At 64.5% G+C, this 17,985-nt stretch carries 19 protein-coding genes; 7 read left to right on the forward strand and 12 right to left on the reverse strand.

Translation table 11 applies throughout. From position 1 onward, the window contains the following. Positions 1-38 precede the first annotated feature (38 nt). Positions 39-1,901: a CHASE3 domain-containing protein gene (locus tag X741_RS140260; protein WP_245272794.1), complete on the forward strand. Its 1,863-nt coding sequence runs from the start codon at positions 39-41 to the stop codon at positions 1,899-1,901. 26 nt (positions 1,902-1,927) lie between these two features. Here the strand turns inward: X741_RS140260 and X741_RS140255 are convergent, their stop codons facing one another. After that, positions 1,928-2,497: a putative glycolipid-binding domain-containing protein gene (locus X741_RS140255; RefSeq protein WP_023780272.1), complete on the reverse strand. Its 570-nt coding sequence runs from the start codon at positions 2,495-2,497 to the stop codon at positions 1,928-1,930. Positions 2,498-2,816: 319 nt separating this feature from the next. On the opposite strand from X741_RS140255, the gene ubiG reads away from it, so the two are divergent. Further along, a complete protein-coding gene (gene ubiG / locus X741_RS140250; RefSeq protein WP_023763929.1) occupies positions 2,817-3,566 on the forward strand; it encodes a bifunctional 2-polyprenyl-6-hydroxyphenol methylase/3-demethylubiquinol 3-O-methyltransferase UbiG in 750 nt (249 codons plus the stop codon). Positions 3,567-3,644: 78 nt separating this feature from the next. On the opposite strand, the gene X741_RS140245 is transcribed toward ubiG, so the two are convergent. Next, positions 3,645-4,571, reverse strand: coding sequence for a DMT family transporter (locus X741_RS140245; RefSeq protein ID WP_023780273.1), 927 nt, complete (start codon positions 4,569-4,571; stop codon positions 3,645-3,647). Positions 4,572-4,631: 60 nt separating this feature from the next. Here X741_RS140245 and X741_RS140240 point away from each other — a divergent pair, with 60 nt between their 5' ends. Then, the gene (locus X741_RS140240; protein ID WP_023763927.1) at positions 4,632-5,117 is read left to right on the forward strand and encodes a MarR family transcriptional regulator; all 486 of its coding nucleotides are present in this window, start codon (positions 4,632-4,634) and stop codon (positions 5,115-5,117) included. Between the two features lie 4 nt (positions 5,118-5,121). Here X741_RS140240 and X741_RS140235 read toward each other — a convergent pair whose 3' ends face one another. The 4 genes from X741_RS140235 to X741_RS140220 are packed head-to-tail and all read right to left on the reverse strand — an operon-like array spanning position 5,122 to position 7,536. Beyond that, a complete protein-coding gene (locus tag X741_RS140235; RefSeq protein WP_023780274.1) occupies positions 5,122-5,547 on the reverse strand; it encodes a DUF1178 family protein in 426 nt (141 codons plus the stop codon). Further along, a complete protein-coding gene (locus X741_RS140230; RefSeq protein WP_023780275.1) occupies positions 5,544-6,410 on the reverse strand; it encodes a carbon-nitrogen hydrolase family protein in 867 nt (288 codons plus the stop codon). Before X741_RS140230 ends, X741_RS140235 begins: the two co-directional genes overlap by 4 nt. Before the next feature lie 10 nt (positions 6,411-6,420). After that, positions 6,421-6,690: a glutaredoxin 3 gene (grxC, locus tag X741_RS140225; RefSeq protein ID WP_023763925.1), complete on the reverse strand. Its 270-nt coding sequence runs from the start codon at positions 6,688-6,690 to the stop codon at positions 6,421-6,423. A 45-nt stretch (positions 6,691-6,735) separates the two neighbouring features. Next, positions 6,736-7,536: a ComF family protein gene (locus tag X741_RS140220; RefSeq protein ID WP_023780276.1), complete on the reverse strand. Its 801-nt coding sequence runs from the start codon at positions 7,534-7,536 to the stop codon at positions 6,736-6,738. 65 nt (positions 7,537-7,601) lie between these two features. Between X741_RS140220 and X741_RS140215 the strand changes: the two genes are divergently transcribed. Then, a complete protein-coding gene (locus X741_RS140215) occupies positions 7,602-8,474 on the forward strand; it encodes a methyltransferase domain-containing protein (RefSeq protein WP_023780277.1) in 873 nt (290 codons plus the stop codon). 75 nt (positions 8,475-8,549) lie between these two features. On the opposite strand, the gene X741_RS140210 is transcribed toward X741_RS140215, so the two are convergent. The 5 genes from X741_RS140210 to argJ form a co-directional block, all read right to left on the reverse strand. Then, a complete protein-coding gene (locus X741_RS140210) occupies positions 8,550-8,729 on the reverse strand; it encodes a Flp family type IVb pilin (protein WP_023780278.1) in 180 nt (59 codons plus the stop codon). A gap of 110 nt (positions 8,730-8,839) precedes the next feature. Continuing rightward, entirely contained in the window at positions 8,840-9,157 is a 318-nt protein-coding gene (locus tag X741_RS140205; RefSeq protein ID WP_023780279.1) for a hypothetical protein, read from the reverse strand. A 153-nt stretch (positions 9,158-9,310) separates the two neighbouring features. Then, positions 9,311-9,733, reverse strand: coding sequence for a (deoxy)nucleoside triphosphate pyrophosphohydrolase (locus tag X741_RS140200; RefSeq protein ID WP_013892856.1), 423 nt, complete (start codon positions 9,731-9,733; stop codon positions 9,311-9,313). 28 nt (positions 9,734-9,761) lie between these two features. After that, complete coding sequence (locus X741_RS140195) at positions 9,762-10,514, reverse strand: GNAT family N-acetyltransferase (protein WP_031250572.1); 753 nt, start codon at positions 10,512-10,514, stop codon at positions 9,762-9,764. A gap of 29 nt (positions 10,515-10,543) precedes the next feature. Next, the gene (argJ, locus tag X741_RS140190) at positions 10,544-11,785 is read right to left on the reverse strand and encodes a bifunctional glutamate N-acetyltransferase/amino-acid acetyltransferase ArgJ (protein WP_023780280.1); all 1,242 of its coding nucleotides are present in this window, start codon (positions 11,783-11,785) and stop codon (positions 10,544-10,546) included. A gap of 168 nt (positions 11,786-11,953) precedes the next feature. Here argJ and X741_RS03830 point away from each other — a divergent pair, with 168 nt between their 5' ends. Both X741_RS03830 and X741_RS140185 read left to right on the forward strand, forming a co-directional pair. Beyond that, the gene (locus X741_RS03830) at positions 11,954-13,183 is read left to right on the forward strand and encodes a caspase domain-containing protein (RefSeq protein WP_023780281.1); all 1,230 of its coding nucleotides are present in this window, start codon (positions 11,954-11,956) and stop codon (positions 13,181-13,183) included. Between the two features lie 112 nt (positions 13,184-13,295). After that, positions 13,296-13,895: a TetR/AcrR family transcriptional regulator gene (locus X741_RS140185; RefSeq protein ID WP_023780282.1), complete on the forward strand. Its 600-nt coding sequence runs from the start codon at positions 13,296-13,298 to the stop codon at positions 13,893-13,895. Between the two features lie 68 nt (positions 13,896-13,963). Here the strand turns inward: X741_RS140185 and X741_RS140180 are convergent, their stop codons facing one another. Continuing rightward, complete coding sequence (locus X741_RS140180; protein ID WP_023763916.1) at positions 13,964-14,893, reverse strand: peptidylprolyl isomerase; 930 nt, start codon at positions 14,891-14,893, stop codon at positions 13,964-13,966. A 262-nt stretch (positions 14,894-15,155) separates the two neighbouring features. Between X741_RS140180 and secA the strand changes: the two genes are divergently transcribed. Then, entirely contained in the window at positions 15,156-17,888 is a 2,733-nt protein-coding gene (gene secA, locus X741_RS140175; RefSeq protein ID WP_023780283.1) for a preprotein translocase subunit SecA, read from the forward strand. Positions 17,889-17,985: the final 97 nt, after the last annotated feature.

The raw sequence follows: 17,985 nt of genomic DNA on the forward strand, positions 1-17,985 counted from the left end.
ATTGCCCGCGAGAAATTCCTTTTGGTTCGGCAAAATAGATGATTGCCCGTCTTCGGCGTGCCATGCGATGGCAGTCGGTACCACTCGTCACCGGCTTCGCCGTGTTGGCGATGATCGTCGGCACCCGTGCCGTGCTCGTCGAAAACCAACGAGCCAATCGCGCCGCCGCTCGCGAGACAATCGAGTATCAAGAGTTGCTGTCGGGGTTGCTTTCAATGGCGCAGGACGCCGAGAGCGGCCAGCGCGGCTATCTCTTGACCGGTGAGAAATCCTATCTCGAACCTTACCGGAAGGCCGTCGATGCCATTCCGGGACAGCTCTCCCGCATCGGCGCCATGACGGCTTCGGACGACCAAATCGTCCAGCAGATCAATCATATCAAGGACGCGCTTTCGCAAAAGCAGGCTGAACAGGCCCGGACGATTGCCCTCTATGACAAGGGCGACGCCGCCGCCGCGCTGCAACTGGTCCGCAGCGGCCAGGGCAAGGCCGCCATGGACGAAATCCGCGCCAGCATGGATACGATCCGCCGCATCAGCGCCGCCGACATCGCCGCACGCGACGAACAAACGGACCGGGTTGAAGCCTGGCTGCGCATCGGCTCGCTAGCGGCCCTTCTGGCGATCTTCCTCCTCGGCGTCTACACCATCCGCGAATCCCGCCGCCGCTTCCGCGACGTTGTCATCGGCCAGGAAGAGCTGATGCGCAAGAACATCGAACTCGGCAACGAAATCCAGACACGTGAAAAGGCCGAGTCCCAGATACGCCAGATGCAGAAGATGGAGGCCGTCGGGCAACTGACCGGCGGCATCGCCCACGATTTCAACAACATGCTGGCGGTGATCATCAGCGCCATGAACCTTGCCCAGCGCAAGCTGAAGCGCGGCGAGCACGACTTGGAAAAGCTCATCGAGGCCGCGACCGACGCGGCCAGCCGCGCCGCCAAGCTGACCTCGCGTCTGCTTGCCTTCTCGCGCCAGCAGCCGCTCGCGCCGCAGGTCGTCGACACCAACCGCCTGGTGACCGGCATGTCCGACCTTTTGCGTCGTGCCCTGGGTGAAGGCATCCGCATCGAAACGGTGCTGGCGGGCGGCCTGTGGAAAACCCACGCCGACCCAAGCCAGATCGAAAACGCGATCCTCAACCTGGCCGTCAATGCCCGTGACGCGATGAGCGAAGATGGCAAGCTGACCATCGAGACCGCCAACAGCCATCTCGACGACGGTTACGCCGCCACCCATGCCGACGTGATCCCCGGCCAATATGTGATGATCGCCGTCAGCGATACCGGCGAGGGCATGTCGGCGGATGTGATGGCGAGGGCATTCGAGCCTTTTTTCACGACCAAGCCGGTCAACAAGGGCACGGGACTTGGGCTGAGCCAGGTGTTCGGCTTCGTCAAGCAATCGGGGGGCCACGTCAAGATCTACTCCGAACGGGACCAGGGCACGACGGTCAGGATCTACCTGCCGCGCTTTTTCGGACCGGAGGAGCCGGCAATACCGGCCGAGCGCGGCGACAGCACCGCCAAGGTCACCGAGACGATCCTCGTGGTCGAGGACGATGCCCAAGTGCGGGCGGCCACGACGGACGCCATGCGCGAACTCGGCTATGAGGTCATCCACGTTGGAAGCGGTCAGGAGGCGCTTGAGAAGCTGGCCGCCACACCTGGCATTGCCCTTCTCTTCACCGACATCGTCATGCCGGTGATGAACGGCCGCAAGCTCGCCGAAGAGGCGGTGGCGCGCCAACCCGGCCTGAAAGTCATCTTCACCACTGGTTTCACCAGGAATGCCGTCGTCCACAACGGCGTGCTCGACCATGACGTGCACTTCTTGGCCAAGCCGTTCACCATCGAGCAACTGGCCGCGAAGCTGCGCGAGGTGCTGGACACGAAATAATGCATGTTGGCCGCCAGAACTCCGCTTCAGCCCGACGCGGCCACGCCTGTCCATAAGCCGGGATAGTCGACGACGAAGCCGTGCGGCGAAACGTCGAGGATCTCCTCGTAACCGAACATCGGCGCCGCGTAGGCATAGCGGGTCTTGTCAAGGCGACGATAGCTCTGTTCGAGGCGTACCAGTTCCAGCGCAGGGAAGGTCAGGTAGGCAGCCGGAGCGGGCGTCGCCTCGCCGATGCCGAGAGCGAACCGGCGGATCGCCACCAGGTTCGACGCCGGCGTGAAGCCGAGATCGATGTCGACGAGGCCGGTAGCGGCGTGCTGCGGTTCGCCGTTCAGCATCCACCGACCGTCGGAATCGCGTTCGATCTCATAGTGCAGGCTCCGCAAGCCGAGAACGCCCTCGACCCGTGCTGAACGCGTGCGCCAGCCGGCATCGCAAATCACCTCATAGGCAAGGCAGCATGGCGTGCCGTCCTGGACGAAGATGGCCTGTCCCTTGAGACTGAACCCGTCGTCGGTTTGCGAAAGCAGGCAAGCGTCGTGTCCTTCCACATCCAGCCGGCGCCAAAGGATCGAAGCCATCTTCCGTGTCATCGTCGTCTCCTCTATTCAAAGCCTATCCTCTCTTCGCCCGCCAGGGCCGATCGTGTTTCGCCCAACGCCCGGCAGGTGACATGTCCTGACAAGACGGGGCCTGACAAGGCAGGGCCTGATAGGGCGGGTCCTGACAGGGCGGGTTGCTCTGCCAGTGGAGGAAAAATGCTGCCTTGACATTCGCGGCCTCACGCCCGACTTCCTAGCGCATGACCCCGAAATCGATCTCGATTTCGGGGTCATGCGCAGATTCAAAGTGCTACAGCGTCCTTTGCGCGTCCAAGGACATGCGGCGCTTCAGTGCCGAGGAGACCAACCTATGCCCGAGCCCCGACGATCGACGATCGATGCCGGAGAGGTGGAACGCTTTTCCGCCCTTGCCGCGGAGTGGTGGAACCCGAACGGCAAGTTTCGTCCGTTGCACAAATTCAATCCGGTCCGGCTTTCCTACATCCGCGACCAGATAGCGGTGCGCTTCGGCCGTGACCCGCGCGCGGCGCGGCCTTTCGAAGGCCTGCGCATTCTCGACATCGGGTGCGGCGGCGGCCTCCTGTGCGAGCCGATGGCCCGGCTTGGCGCCGAGGTGGTGGGCGCCGACGCTTCGGCGACCAACATCGAAGTGGCGAAGTTGCACGCGGCCGACGGCAATGTGAGCGTCGATTATCGAGCCACGACCGCCGAGGACCTTGCCGACGCCGGCGAGACATTCGACGTCATCCTCAACATGGAAGTGGTCGAGCATGTCGCCGACATCGACCTGTTCGTCGCCAAATGCGGGCAGATGGTCCGCCCCGGCGGCATCATGTTCGTGGCCACCATCAACCGCACGCTGAAGGCGCTGGGTCTCGCCATCATCGGCGCCGAATATGTATTACGCTGGCTGCCGCGCGGCACCCACCAATTCGGCAAGCTGGTGCGCCCGGAAGAGCTGGAAAAGGCACTCGGCGGCGCCGGCCTGACCGTCATCGATCGCACCGGCGTCACCTACAATCCGCTTGCCGACCGTTGGTCGCGGTCGAAGGACATGGACGTCAACTACATGGTGCTGGCCGAAAAGGCATCGGTCTGACGACCACACTCCCTGGAGAAATGACCGGCATCCAAGGCCGGAGCCCGGCGGCGGAGGTGCCGACTAGATCCAGAATAGCTACGCCTTCTGGCTTTGCGCCCTGGTGGTGATGACGACGCCGATGGTGATGATGACCGCACCGGCCCAGGTCAGCAGCCGATAGTGCTCGCCAAGAAAAATCGTGCCGGCAAACAGCCCGACGGCGGCCGCCACATAGCCGATCTGGCTGAGATAGACCGGGCCGCCGACCGCCTGCAGCCGGAAGAAGAAGGCGAACATCGCCGCGGCCGACGCAACCTGCCCGACGACGACAAGCGGCACGCCGCCGAGCGGTACGAAAGCCCTGACGCCGAACAACGCAAGTATGCCGGCGAGCAGCAGCGTCGCCGCTGCCAGATGGCTGCCGACGGCCAGTTCGATCGGCCCGGTATCCTGCGGCCAGTCGACGGTGCGGTAGATGTTGCCAGCGGCAAGGCTGACCGGGATCAGCAGGCCCATCACCACCCAGAACAGATCGGCGGGCTGGCCGGCCTCGCCGCGTGTCACCGCCACCATGACGGCGCCGACGAAGCCGACGGCGATGCCGATGATGCCGAGAAGGTTGGGGCGCCGGACGCGCAGCAGGATCGAGAACACCAGCGTGATGACGGGCGACAGCGTGAACATGATGCCGGTGTAGCCGGCCCCCAGATGCGGTATGGCCGAGAACATCAAGAGATTGGGGACGGCGTAGGATACCGCCGCGGTGACGAAGAAATAGCGCAGTTTGTGGGCGCTGAGCCGGATGCGCTGGCCGCGTGCCAAGAGCACGCACAGCAGCACGCCGCCGGCCCCGAACGAGATGACGAAGGCCCAGACCATGGCCGGCACCCCAGCCGCCGTTGCAAGCTTGCCGAAAGGCAGCGTCAGGCCGAGCAAGCCACCGGTGACGATGAGCAGACCAAGCGCCGAATCCCAGAGAATCTTCTTTTGATCGAGCCCTGTCGTGCGGCCCTTGGCCAGCATTGCATCTTGCGGTAAGATAATGCAAAGATTCTTAACGTCAAGATATATAGCGGTGAGACAGTGGACAGGGCAGCGCGAGCGATCGAGCAGTGGAAACGGGAGCGGCCGGACCTGGATGTCTCGCCGATGGGCGTACTCGGACGGCTCAACGAGGCATCGTCCCTGATCGCCCGCGATCGCCTCGCGCCACTGTTTGCCCGTTACGGCTTGCAGTCCGGGGAGTTCGATGTGCTGGCGACGCTGCGCCGCTCCGGATCGCCCTACGCGCTGACCCCGACCGCACTCTACGAAGCGACGATGGTGACCTCAGGGGCCATGACCAACCGGCTCGACCGGCTCGAGACATCCGGATTGATCTCGCGCGGACCGCACCCCAATGACCGGCGTGGCATTGTGGTGCGGCTGACCGAAAAAGGCCTTGCGCTCATCGACGAGGCTGTCACCGCGCACGTCGCCAACGAACACGAGATCCTCGCGGGCCTGACACAGGCCGAACGGGAAACGCTGTCGCGCCTGCTTGGGAAATTGATCGGCAGTATGGGCTAACCGCTCAGTTGCGGTCGTCCGGGAACACCGGGATCGGCATGAAGTCGACGCCGTCCTCGGCGAGGCTCTTGGCCTCGTCCAGCGTCGCCTCGCCATAGATGCCGCGCGGATCGGTTTCGCCGAAGTGGATTTTTCGGGCTTCCTCGGCGAACTTGTCGCCGACATAGTCGGCATTCTCGCGCACCTTCTCGGCCATCGCCTTCAATTGCGCCAGGGCCTGCTTCTGCGCCTCGCCCATGGCGAGCGCTATGGTTTCCTGCTTGCGTGCGGTGGAAACGGCGGGCGCCATCAGCGCCTTCTGCACCTTGTGCGAGCCGCAGCTCGGGCAATCGACAAAGCCGCGCTTCTTCTGGGTGTCGAAATCGTCATTGCTGCGAAACCAGCCCTCGAACTCGTGCTCGTTTTCGCAGATCAGGGAAAAACGGATCAAGAAGCAGCACCCCTGAGAAGCGGCGCCTCCGCTGAACCGGCATTGACGGTGAAATCCCGCGCATTTTTCAGGTTGGGGATCTTCTTGCGCGCAGCAGCCGACTGCGCCGGGTCGATCTCGGCGACGATCACACCGGGCTCGTCATGCGCGGCCTCGGCGACAATGCGGCCCCACGGATCGACGATCAGCGAATGGCCAAAAGTCTCGCGTCCATCCTCATGCAGGCCGCCTTGCGCTGCGGCAACGACATAGGCGCCATTCTCGATGGCGCGAGCCCTCAGCAGCACATGCCAGTGGGCCTCGCCCGTCTGGCGGGTGAAGGCGGCGGGTACGGTCAAAACATCCGCGCCGGACATGGCCTCGGCTCGGAACAGTTGCGGGAAACGCAGATCATAGCAGACCGCGAAGCCAAGCCTTGCGCCCGCGATCTCGGTCACGACGGCCTCGGTGCCCGGTTCGTAAGCGGCGGATTCGCGCCAGCTCTCGCCATTGTCGAGATCGACGTCGAACATGTGGATCTTGTCGTAGGTGGCGAGCGTGGCGCCATCGGGTCCGAACAGCAGCGCCCGGTTGGCGAGCTTGCCGTCGGCACGCAGGATCGCGGTCGAGCCGATATGCAGGAAGACGCCGAGTTCGCGCGCCAGCCTGCGAGCGGTCGCGACAACGATGTCGTTGTCTTCGGAGGTGAAGGAAGCGGCACGCGCTTCCTTGTCGCGGATCAGCGCTCCGGTCATTTCCGGTGTCTGGATGTAGGTCGCGCCTTGCGCCGCGGCCTCGCGCACCAGCCGTTCGACATCGACCGCATTGCGCTCGGGGCTCTCGCCTGAACGCATCTGGACCGCAGCAGCCTTGAAAACACCCATCGTCACACCCTCAAATCGTCGCGCCGTTGGCGAGCAGCCTGTCCAGCCGGCCTTCGGCCTCCAGTTCATGGAGTTCGTCGCAGCCACCGACATGCATATCGCCGATGAAAATCTGCGGAAAGGTCGTGCGCCCGTGAGCACGCGAAATCATCTCTTGCCGCAGTTCCGGCGAAAACGAGGCATCATGCTCGGTATAGGCGACACCCTTGCGCTCCAGCAGCCGCTTGGCTGCCGTGCAGTAGCCGCACATCATGCGCGTATAGATCGTGACATCGGCCATGACGAATTCCGTAGTCTCTTCCAAGCTCATACGTCCATTGCCGACTTATATAGTCGCGGACTCGTCCGCCCGAAAGTCCCCCGGCAACACACGGGCAAAGGTCAGCACGTCGACTGCGGCAGCACCTCCCTTTTTCAGCGCCTTGGTAGCGGAACGCACGGTGGCGCCGGTGGTGTAGACATCGTCGACCAGAAGCACCCTGCGGCCGGCAATCTCGATCTCGGCTTCCGCCGGCACCCGGAAAGCGGCGCGCACATTGTCCTCGCGTTCCTGCCGCTCCAGCCCGACCTGCTGCCGGGTGAGCTTGACGCGCCGCATCGCCGAGGGTGCGAAAGACAGGCCGCTGAGTTCGCAGACCGCGCGCGCCAGTTCCGCCGACTGGTTGAACCGCCGCCTGAAGAAACGCCGCCAATGCAGCGGCACCGGCACCACCACATCGGCCTCGGCGATGAGGTCGGCGCCGGCGCGCACCATCCAGCGCGCCATCCATGGCGCAAGATCCGTACGATCCTGGTATTTCAGCCCCTGCACCATCTGGCGGGCAACGCCGGAATAGGCAACGGCCGCCCGCGCCCGGTCGAAGGGCGGCGGATCGGCAATCGCCTCGGCCGACAGAAAGCCTTCGCCCATGTTGTGCGTGAACGGCGTGCCCATCACCGGGCACCAGGGCCGCTCCAGGAGCCGCAGCTTCGGCCAGCAGGCGCCGCACAGCACGCCGGGCTGCGAGACGTGCCGGCGGCAGCCGGCGCAAACCGGCGGAAACAGGATGCGCGCCGGCCAGCCGAGGGCCGAGCGGGCCAGGCTTCCGATCTCGACGGACTTGATCTTGGACCTCGGATCGGCCACGTGGTTGGTTCTCCGTACCGGCTATACCAGGTATATCAGGGCGCGGACAAACAAGGATCCGCCCGTTGCAGCCGATAATGGATACCTCTCTGTGGCTGGCGCACAAGCGGCGCGCGCTTGACGCTCCGGTCGACGGTGCCGATTTCCTCATGAACCGCACTGCCGAGGATCTTGCCGACCGGCTGGGTGCCGTCGAACGCAGGTTCGGCAAGGCCGCGGTGCTGTTTTGCCAGACACAGGCCGCGGCCAACGTCCTCGCCGCGAGCGGCAAGGTGACGGAGATCGTCCGCGTCGAGACGGACGCGGCTTTCCTGGACGGTGCCGCAGGCATGATCGCACCGCTGGAAACCGTGCCGTTCGAGCCGGAAAGCCTCGATCTGGCGGTGTCGCTTCTGTCGCTGCAGGCGATGAACGACATTCCAGGCATGCTGATCCAGATCCGCCGCGCGCTGCGGCCGGACGGACTTTTCCTCGGCGCCTTCGCGGGCGCCGGCACGCTCGGTGAATTGCGCGAAAGCCTGCTTGCGGCCGAGACCGAGCTTTACGGCGGCGCCAGCCCGCGCGTCATCCCGTTCACCGACGTGCGCGATGCCGGTGCGCTTTTGCAGCGGGCCGGTCTCGCCCTGCCGGTCGCCGATGTCGAAACCGTGACGGTGCGCTATGCCAACCTGTTTGCCCTGATGGCCGATTTGCGCGCCATGGGCGAAACCAGCGCGCTTGCCGACCGCAGCCGGCGGCCGGGTTCACGCAAGCTGTTCGCGCGTGCCGCCGAACTCTACGCCGAGCGGTTTTCCGACCCTGATGGCCGGATAAGGGCGAGTTTCTCGATCGTCTGGATGTCCGGCTGGGCGCCCGATGCGTCGCAGCAAAAACCGCTGAAGCCTGGTTCGGCAAAGGTCTCGCTGAAGACTGTGCTGGAAGGGCCTGAAAAGCATTGAACTGTCCGCGACGCGGACAAGCCAGGATCAATGCGCGCCAAGATCAAAGCGCGCCAGGGTCAATGCGCGCCAGGATCAATGCGCAAAAGCGTTGGCAAGCCTGCTGCCATTGTCGCTGAACAGCCAGGTGATCGAGTTGAAGACTTGGCCGATGCCGCCAATGATGGTCAGCGACAGCACGCAGACAATCAAGGCGTATTCGACGGCGGTGGCGCCGGTCTCATCCGTCAGAAAACGCAGCAGCACTGTTTTCATCGCCTCGATCCCTCTTGCCGGAACCCTACCGCCGATCTGTTAAGAAAGGTTAACGGCAAAGGCTTAACGGGCGGTGAAATCACCGCCCTCTGGAAAATCTCTTAACCATATCAGCAGTCGCCGCTGCTCCTGCCGTCGGACCGAATGATGCAGACTGAACCTGGCTGAGCCTGCAGCACGCTGCGACGCACCGTATAGATGCTGCGATGACTGACCGAACCCGTGGCCGTCATGTCGAGACCACCGGAAAAATCGTCACGAACCGATTGCGAGCGCGTCCGGCTGTCGAGGAAAGGTGTCGCAATCAGCGCCAGTGCCACCGCGGCCGAGCCGAACAGCAGGGTGATGCGCAGCACCCCCATGCCGGCATCGGCGACACGAAAGCTGCGGTCGGACCGGATCGAGTCCCAATCCCTGTCTAGGCTCATGCTGTCGCTCCCCAGCGAATCGGCGGCACGGCCGCGACAACACGGCCACGCATCAATTTTTCATGATGAGATAAATCTTCCATTAACGCCGGCTGATATGGCCCGATACCGTGGATCTGGCTCGGCCACCGGGGGCATGTGGCCTTGCCCTGCTCACAGAAGATCGATGAGGAACGGGATCAGCGGAGCATCGGCCGGAGGCATCGGATAGTCGCGCATCTGCTTGGGCCGCACCCATTTCAGCGCCTGCCCTTCCCTGGGCTGGGCAATGCCGCGGAAACGGCGGCAGATGAACAGCGGCATCAGAAGATGGAAGTCGTCATAGGAATGGCTGGCGAAGGTGAGTGGCGCCAGGCATGGGATCTCGGTCTCGATGCCGATCTCCTCCTGCAGTTCGCGGATGAGGCATTGTTCCGGCGTCTCGCCGGGCTCGACCTTGCCGCCGGGGAATTCCCACAGGCCGGCAAGCTGCTTGCCTGGCGGTCGCTGCGCCAAGAGCACGCGGCCGTCGGCATCGACCAGCGCGCAGGCCGCGACCAGCAGCAGGCGCTTGCCCGTACTTGCTAGATCATTCATGTATTCACCAGCTCATTCATGCCCGACGTCACTCATGCCCGGGCGGCCGGCGGTAGTGGTAGCGATAGACTTCCTCGAAGCCGAGCGAATGGTAGAGCGCCAGCGCCGGCACGTTGCCGGCCTCGACCTGCAGCCAGGCCTCCCGCGCGCCGCGCAGCCGTGCCCATTTCAGCGCCGACAGGATCAGGTTGCGGCCATGGCCCTTGTTGCGCGCCGACCTGTCGGTCGCCACCTCGAACAGCCCGGCAAGATCGCCGTCATGCACGCAGATCAGCGTCGCCAGCGGTTCCGCCCCGTCTTCGAGCGCGAACAGCCCGGCTTCGGGTTGGATCGCGCCGATGATCTCCGACAGGCCCGGCCGCAAGGAAACATCCGAGCCGCTGACCTTGAGCGAGGCGCCTATGAAGCGGCTGATGTCCTTGAGCGGTATCTGGTCCATGGCGGTGTCGAGTTGCGCGGCCGCCAGCGGCAGCCGCATGACCAGGGATTCGTCGAACCGGTTCCAGCCCTCCTTGTCGAGATGACTGGCCAGATCAGGCCCAGACAGCGGCGACATGCGGAATGTCAGCGGCCGGCCATAGGCGTCGAAACGGCGGCTGGCGCGGCCGATACGGTCGGCCATGTGCTGCGTGTCGCCGGGATCGAGCGGATTGACCGAATTCAGGCGCTTGGCCGGATGGCCGGCGGTCAGCCGCACCACCCAGGTACCGTCATAATGGACCGCGGCCGCCGGCCAGGCGCGAAAGCCAGCCGCCTCGTAGCGGCGCACGGTTGCGAGCATGCTTGCCGGATGGCGCGAAACCAAGGCGATCAGCTCCTGTAGTCGCCGTTGATGGCGACATATTCCTTGGTGAGATCGCACGTCCACACCGTCGCCTTGCCGCGGCCGATGCCGATATCGGCGCGGATGCGGATGTCGTCGCGCTTCATGTAGGCCGAAGTCTTCTCTTCCGAATAGGCCGCATCGCGTTCGCCCTCATGCGCCAGCCGGTTGTCGCCGAACCAGATCGACAGCCTGTCGCGATCGGCTGGCTCGCCGGCCTTGCCGACGGCCATGACGACGCGGCCCCAATTGGCGTCCTCGCCGGCAACCGCCGTCTTGACCAGCGGCGAATTGGCGATCGACAGCGCGATGCGCTTGGCCGAGCGCGCCGATTTCGCGCCGGTGACGGTGACTTCGACCTGCTTGCGGGCGCCCTCGCCGTCACGCACCACTTGCAGCGCCAGCGACTTCAGCACCTTGCCGAGCGCCCGGCGGAACGCGCCGAGACGGGCATCCCTGGGATCGGTAATTTCAGGCGCGCCGCGTTGGGCGGCCTTGCCGGTGGCAAAGATCAGCAGCGTGTCGCTGGTCGAGGTGTCGCTGTCGACGGTGACCGCGTTGAAGGTCTTGGCGGTGCCGCGCGACAAAAGATCCTGCAGTACCGGAGCCGCGATCGGCGCATCGGTGGCGACGAAGGACAGCATCGTCGCCATGTCCGGCGCGATCATGCCGGCGCCCTTGGAAATGCCGTTGATGATGACATCGGTGTCACCGAGCTTGACGGTCTGCGTGGCCACTTTCGGATAGGTGTCCGTGGTCATGATGGCCTTGGCCGCCTCGGTCCACAGATCCGGCTTGCCGTCGCTGACAAGGCCGGCCAGCAGATGGCTGAATTTCGTGGTGTCGAGCGGTTCGCCGATGACACCGGTCGACGCCAGAAAAACCTCTCCCGCCGTGCAGCCGGCCGCCTTGGCCGCCGCCTCGCCTGTCAGCGCGGTGGACTCGCGGCCCTTCTTGCCGGTGAAGGCATTGGCGTTGCCGGAATTGACGACCAGCACCCGGGCCTTGCCGGCGCCGAGGTTCTGCCGGCAGAAATCGACCGGCGCCGAGGGGCATTTCGACTTCGTGAAAACGCCGGCGACCGTGGTGCCCGCGTCGAAGACCATGGCCAGGAGGTCGGTGCGGTTCTTGTACTTTATCCCCGCTTCGGCGGTGGCGATGCGCACCCCTTCGACAACAGGCATCTTGGGGTATTTCTTCGGCGCGAGCGGCGAAATCGTCGTGGACATGGGGACCTCGGGCGGGAAAATCGCAAGGGGAAGGCCGGTTTGCCCGATACGAAGCCGGTGCGCAAGGGCGTTTTCGCCGCGCCTGCCGGGCGTGAAACCACCGCGGATCAAGCTTGCGTTTCAAATCTGTTGGCATCGCCGGGGGCTGTGGCGCTATCATCGCTTCCCATGGGCAGGCTTACGATCCTCGCGTGGGCGTTTCTGGGACTTTTGCTGCTGGGCGCCGACGCCGAGCCGCAACTGCGCGTCGCGCTCGTCATCGGCAACGGCACCTATGCCGAAGCCGGCACGCTCGCCAATCCGGTGAACGACGCGCTCGACATCGCCGATAAGCTGCGCTCGATCGGCTTCGAGGTCATCGAAGGCAACGATCTCGGCAAGCGCGAGCTCGAACGCAAGATCGGCGAGTTCTCGGATGCCCTGCAGGGCGCGGGCGCCGGGCTTTTCTACTATGCTGGCCATGGTCTGCAGGTCGAGGGGCGCAATTATGTCGTGCCGGTCGACGCCAGGCTCGACATGCCGGTGAAGCTCCAGCTTGAGGCCGTGCCGATCGACGAAGTCCTCGACATCATGGAACAGCAGACCAAGGTCAGCCTGGTGTTTCTCGATGCCTGCCGCAACAATCCGTTTGCCCGCAGCTTGAGCCGTACCGCCACAACCCGCTCGGCGACCGCTCTGGCGGGGCTGGCACAATTCGATTCGACGCGCGGCTCCTTCATCGCCTTCTCGACCGCGCCGGGTGCGGTCGCCATGGACGGCACCGGGCGCAACTCGCCTTTCGCCGCCGCCTTGCTGCGGCACATCGCCGAGCCCGGCCAGAGCATCAACGACATGATGATCGCGGTGCGCCGCGACGTGGTCTCGCAAACGCGCGAGGCCCAGCGGCCATGGGAACAGGGTTCGCTGCTCGAACGCTTCGAGTTCGTGCCGGGCGGCGAGCCTGTGCTGTCGCCCAAAGTGGCGGCGGCACCCGCGCCGGCTCCGCAGGTCGCTGCACTCGAGCGCTCCGTGGGCGACGACAAAGCCTCGATCGAAAGATTCCTGCGCCAGGATTATCTGGCGCCGGACACCAGGGCGATGGCCGACACCGTCCAGCGGCTCTACGGTTCGTCCGCCTCCATTTTCGGCGCACGCTACGACGCCGCCGCCATCCTCAAGATGAAGGCCGACTGGTTTGCGCAATGGACTTCGTGGTCGCTTGGCCTGGAATCCGGCAGCCTGGAGATCACGCCGCATGGGGAGGATCGCGCCGATGCCGCTTTCGCCATGCGCTACGACTATGTGCCGAAGGACAAGTCGGCGGCACGGCTGACCGGCAAGGCGCGCGTCACGCTCGGGCTGGTCAAGGCCGAGGACGGGTGGCGCATCGAGTCGGAAACCTCGCAAGCGATGCAATGAACGGCGGGACGACCGCGCTGCGGCTTCCCCTGATTCGAAGAAAACGGCCCGTTTCGTTTCATCGCGCGCTCACCTATGATTGCCGGCGAAACTGTTGGCGAGGACGACGGGAATGGCCGAGGACGCGGATCCGGCACGCAAATCGATTGGCGCCAGGCGCAATCCCGACAGCGCCGAAGCCATTCTGGAAGCCGCCGAAGCCGTGCTGGTCGAGGCCGGCTACGCAGGCTTCTCGATCGAAGCAGTGGCGCGCCGCGCCCGTGCCGGCAAGCCGACCATCTACCGCTGGTGGCCGAGCAAGGCGGCATTGCTGCTCGAAGTCTACCAGCGCCAGAAACGCGTCGAGGTGCCCGATACCGGACAACTGGAGGAGGATCTCGTCGGCTTCCTGGAGAACCTCTTCGCCCATTGGCGCGAGACATCGTCGGGGAGCGTGTTCAGGTCGCTGATCGCCGAGGCGCAGACGGACGAAACCGCGGCGACAGCCCTTGCCGGCTATGCCGGCGGACGCCGCGCCCATACCGGGCAGATCATCGAGCGCGCCAAGGCCAGGGGCGAGGTCGCCAACGATATCGATCCGGCCGTGGTCGCCGACCTCGTCGCTTCCTACGCCTGGCGGCATCTCCTGACCAACCGGCTAGATGAGCCCGAGGCGACGATACGCAAGGTGGTCCACTATCTCCTGCAAGGCATAGCGGCATCAGGCAGATAGCGGCGGCTAACAAAAAAGGGCGCGGCAACCCTTGGCTGCCGCGCCCTTTTTGAAAACGTCGTTCAGGCTTACTTGCCGGCTTCCATCGTATCGACGGCCTGCTTCAGCTTGGCATCGGGGATCTCGACCTTGGCTCCGGCGCGCAGTGACTTGACCAGGGCAAAATACTTGTCCCGGATGACCGCCTGCTTGGCCTGGTCCTTGACGTCGTCGAAGGCCGGCGGCTGCTTGGTGCGCTTGTCCTCGAGCTTGATGACATGCCAGCCGAACTGCGTCTGCACCGGCTGCTCGGTGTATTTGCCGACCTCGAGCGCGAAGGCAGCCTTGTCGAATTCCGGCACCATCTGGCCAGGTCCGAACCAGCCGAGGTCGCCGCCACTGGTCTTGCCCGAGGGATCGCTGGTGTGCTCGTTGGCGAGTTTCTGGAAATCTCCGCCGCCGTCGAGCTGCTTGATGATCGCCTCGGCCTCTTCCTTCGTCTTCACGAGGATGTGACGCGCATGCACCTCGTTGACCGGCGGCGTGCTGGCGATCTCCTGGTCGTAGCGGGCGCGGACTTCGGCATCGGTGACCTTGGCAACGACGCCCTTCTCGACCATCTCGCCATGCAGTGCGCGCTGCTGCAGGAAGGCCATGCGGCGCTGGAAATCGGGATCCTTGTCGAGACCGTCGGTAACGGCCTTGGCTGCCATGACGCGGATCTCGATGGCCGCCGAAAGTGCCGCGGCGCGGCGCTGTTCGGGCGACAGCTGCGCGAACTGCTGCGACAGCTCGCCTTCGGCAAGCGTGAGGTCGGCTTCGGTCAAGGGCTGGCCGTTGACGGTGGCGACCACGGCATTCGGGTCGACCGGTGCCGCCGCGGGTGCTGGAGCCGCCGCATCGGCCGGCGCGGGAGCAGGAGCGGTCTCCTGCGCCATCAGCGGCGACAGGCTAAGAGCCGACAGCCCGAAAGCCAGACCAAGGCTGGCAAGCGACGCACGGCGGAACAACAAGGACATAAGGATGACTCCGGTGGAGGATTGTAAGGAGGGACGGCTTCCAGATCAGCCAGATTGTGGCGGAATTTGGCGCGACCGGCAGGGCCAGCGCGGCGTTGACATCAGTTGAGCCCCCTCTTATCTGTCCAACGACTTGGCGTCCAGAACCGTTTTCCGGGCGCTTTTTGTGTTTGCCCGCATTAAAGCGGTGCGTTCACGCGGATTTGATGGGGCCGGCCGGCGCCTGTCTCAAGATTGAGAATTCTATCGAAAGGACCATTGGATGGTCAGTCTCGGCGGTCTCGCCCGTAAGGTTTTCGGTTCCTCCAACGACCGTCGGGTCAAATCGACCCGGCCCCGCGTCGAGGCGATCAACGCTATGGAAAACGAGATGCGGGCTCTTTCCGACGCCGAGCTTGCCGGCCGCACGGCAAAGTTCCGCCAGGATATCGCCAATGGCGCCAGCCTTGACGACCTTCTGGTCCCGGCCTTCGCCACCGCCCGCGAGGCGGCGCGCCGCGTGCTCGGCATGCGCCCCTTCGACGTCCAGCTGATCGGCGGCATGGTGCTGCACAATGGCGGCATCGCCGAAATGCGCACCGGCGAAGGCAAGACGCTGGTCGCGACGCTGCCGGTCTACCTCAACGCACTCGCCGGCAACGGCGTCCATGTCGTCACCGTCAACGACTATCTCGCCACCCGCGACTCCGAATGGATGGGCCGGGTCTACAAATTCCTCGGCCTCTCCGTCGGCGTCATCGTCCACGGCCTGTCGGACGAGGAGCGCCGCGTCGCCTACGCGTCCGACGTCACCTACGCCACCAACAACGAACTCGGCTTCGACTATCTGCGCGACAACATGAAATACGAGCGCGCCCAGATGGTGCAGCGCGGTCACAATTACGCGATCGTCGACGAAGTCGATTCGATCCTGGTCGACGAGGCGCGCACGCCGCTGATCATTTCCGGTCCGCTCGAGGACCGTTCGGAAATGTACAATACTATCGACACCTTCATCATCCAGCTGCAGCCGCAGGATTATGAGATCGACGAGAAGCAGAAGACCTCGATCTTCACCGAGGAAGGCACCGAGAAGCTGGAGAACCTGCTGCGCGACGCCGATCTTTTGAAGGGCGAGTCGCTCTACGACGTCGAGAACGTCGCCATCGTCCACCACGTCAACAACGCGCTGAAGGCGCACCGCCTGTTCCAGCGCGACAAGGACTACATCGTGCGCAACGGCGAGATCGTCATCATCGACGAGTTCACCGGCCGCATGATGCCGGGCCGCCGTTATTCGGAAGGCCTGCACCAGGCGCTGGAAGCCAAGGAGCATGTGGCGATCCAGCCGGAGAACCAGACGCTGGCCTCCGTCACTTTCCAGAACTACTTCCGCCTCTACAAGAAGCTTTCCGGCATGACCGGCACGGCGCTGACCGAGGCCGAGGAATTCGGCAACATCTACGGCCTCGAAGTCACCGAAATCCCGACCAACCTGCCGGTCATCCGCATAGACGAGGACGACGAGGTCTACCGGACGGTCGAGGAGAAGTACAAGGCGATCGTCAAGGAGATCCGCGAGGCCAGCGCCAAGGGCCAGCCGACGCTGGTCGGCACGACCTCGATCGAGAAGTCCGAGCAGCTGGCCGAGCGCCTGCGCAAGGAAGGCTTCAAGGACTTCGAGGTGCTGAACGCCCGCCACCATGAGCGCGAGGCGGCCATCGTCGCCCAGGCCGGCAAGCCCGGCGCCATCACCATCGCCACCAACATGGCCGGCCGCGGCACCGACATCAAGCTCGGCGGCAATGCCGAGATGCGCATCGCCGAGGAACTGGGCGACATGCCTGAAGGCCCCGAGCGCGAGGCGCGGGAAAAAGAGATCAACGCCGATGTCGAGCGGCTGAAGGAGAAGGCGCTGGCCGCCGGCGGCCTCTATGTGCTGGCCACCGAACGCCATGAATCGCGCCGCATCGACAACCAGCTTCGTGGCCGCTCAGGCCGCCAGGGCGACCCCGGCCGTTCGAAATTCTTCCTTTCGCTGCAGGACGACCTGATGCGCATCTTCGGTTCCGAGCGGATGGACGGCATGCTGCAGAAGCTCGGCCTCAAGGAAGACGAGGCGATCATCCATCCCTGGATCAACAAGGCGCTGGAAAAGGCGCAGAAGAAGGTCGAGGCGCGCAACTTCGACATCCGCAAGAACCTGTTGAAATATGACGACGTCTCCAACGACCAGCGCAAGGTCGTGTTCGAGCAGCGCATCGAACTGATGGACGGCGAAGGCCTGTCGGAAACCATCGGCGAGATGCGCGAGGGCGTCATCGAAGAGATCGTCGCCAAGGCCATCCCCGAAAACGCCTATGCCGAGCAATGGGATGTCGCCGGCCTGAAGGCCGAAGTCGCCGAATTCCTCAATCTCGACCTGCCGATCGAGGACTGGGCCAAGGAAGAGGGCATTGCCGAGGACGATATCCGCGAGCGCATCACGCAGGCCGCCGATGCCGCCGCCAAGGAACGCGCCGAGCGCTTCGGCCCCGAGGTGATGACCTATGTCGAGCGTTCGGTCGTGCTGCAGACGCTCGACCATCTGTGGCGCGAGCACATCGTCAACCTCGACCACCTTCGCTCCGTCGTCGGCTTCCGCGGCTACGCCCAGCGCGATCCGCTGCAGGAGTACAAGGGCGAGGCCTTCGAGCTGTTCCAGGCGATGCTAGGCAATCTGCGCCAGGCCGTCACCGCGCAGCTGATGCGCGTCGAGCTGGTCCGTCAGGCCGCCGAAGCCCCGCCTCCGGAAGCCCCCGACATGTTCGGCAGCCATATCGACGGCACCACCGGCGAGAATGATTTCGGCGACGGCGAGACCGCCCTCCTGGTGCGCCAGGAGCAAAACGCCATCGTCGCTCCCGAGGATCGTGATCCAAACAACCAGGCCACCTGGGGCAAGGTCGGCCGCAACGAAGCCTGCCCCTGCGGCTCCGGCAAGAAATACAAGCACTGCCACGGCGCGTTCGCGTAAGGACCGCGCTCTTCCTTCTCCCCGTTCCACGGGGAGAAGGTGCCCGAAGGGCGGATGAGGGGCGACGTTGGCGTCAGCGATTGTCAGACGCAGTCCC

This window comes from Mesorhizobium sp. LNHC221B00 (assembly GCF_000502935.1).
Classification (GTDB): Bacteria; Pseudomonadota; Alphaproteobacteria; order Rhizobiales; family Rhizobiaceae; genus Mesorhizobium; species Mesorhizobium opportunistum.

What these genes read in the sequence shown, in the direction of transcription:
- X741_RS140200 (WP_013892856.1), bottom strand. Translation starts at nt 9,733, where the DNA reads ATGAATGATCTAGCAAGTACGGGCAAGCGCCTGCTGCTGGTCGCGGCC.
- ubiG (WP_023763929.1), top strand. Translation starts at nt 2,817, where the DNA reads ATGCCCGAGCCCCGACGATCGACGATCGATGCCGGAGAGGTGGAACGC.
- argJ (WP_023780280.1), bottom strand. Translation starts at nt 11,785, where the DNA reads ATGTCCACGACGATTTCGCCGCTCGCGCCGAAGAAATACCCCAAGATG.
- grxC (WP_023763925.1), bottom strand. Translation starts at nt 6,690, where the DNA reads ATGGCCGATGTCACGATCTATACGCGCATGATGTGCGGCTACTGCACG.
- X741_RS140180 (WP_023763916.1), bottom strand. Translation starts at nt 14,893, where the DNA reads ATGTCCTTGTTGTTCCGCCGTGCGTCGCTTGCCAGCCTTGGTCTGGCT.
- X741_RS140195 (WP_031250572.1), bottom strand. Translation starts at nt 10,514, where the DNA reads ATGCTCGCAACCGTGCGCCGCTACGAGGCGGCTGGCTTTCGCGCCTGG.
- X741_RS140185 (WP_023780282.1), top strand. Translation starts at nt 13,296, where the DNA reads ATGGCCGAGGACGCGGATCCGGCACGCAAATCGATTGGCGCCAGGCGC.
- X741_RS140255 (WP_023780272.1), bottom strand. Translation starts at nt 2,497, where the DNA reads ATGACACGGAAGATGGCTTCGATCCTTTGGCGCCGGCTGGATGTGGAA.
- secA (WP_023780283.1), top strand. Translation starts at nt 15,156, where the DNA reads ATGGTCAGTCTCGGCGGTCTCGCCCGTAAGGTTTTCGGTTCCTCCAAC.
- X741_RS140210 (WP_023780278.1), bottom strand. Translation starts at nt 8,729, where the DNA reads ATGAAAACAGTGCTGCTGCGTTTTCTGACGGATGAGACCGGCGCCACC.
- X741_RS140205 (WP_023780279.1), bottom strand. Translation starts at nt 9,157, where the DNA reads ATGAGCCTAGACAGGGATTGGGACTCGATCCGGTCCGACCGCAGCTTT.
- X741_RS140245 (WP_023780273.1), bottom strand. Translation starts at nt 4,571, where the DNA reads ATGCTGGCCAAGGGCCGCACGACAGGGCTCGATCAAAAGAAGATTCTC.
- X741_RS03830 (WP_023780281.1), top strand. Translation starts at nt 11,954, where the DNA reads ATGGGCAGGCTTACGATCCTCGCGTGGGCGTTTCTGGGACTTTTGCTG.
- X741_RS140230 (WP_023780275.1), bottom strand. Translation starts at nt 6,410, where the DNA reads ATGGGTGTTTTCAAGGCTGCTGCGGTCCAGATGCGTTCAGGCGAGAGC.
- X741_RS140260 (WP_245272794.1), top strand. Translation starts at nt 39, where the DNA reads ATGATTGCCCGTCTTCGGCGTGCCATGCGATGGCAGTCGGTACCACTC.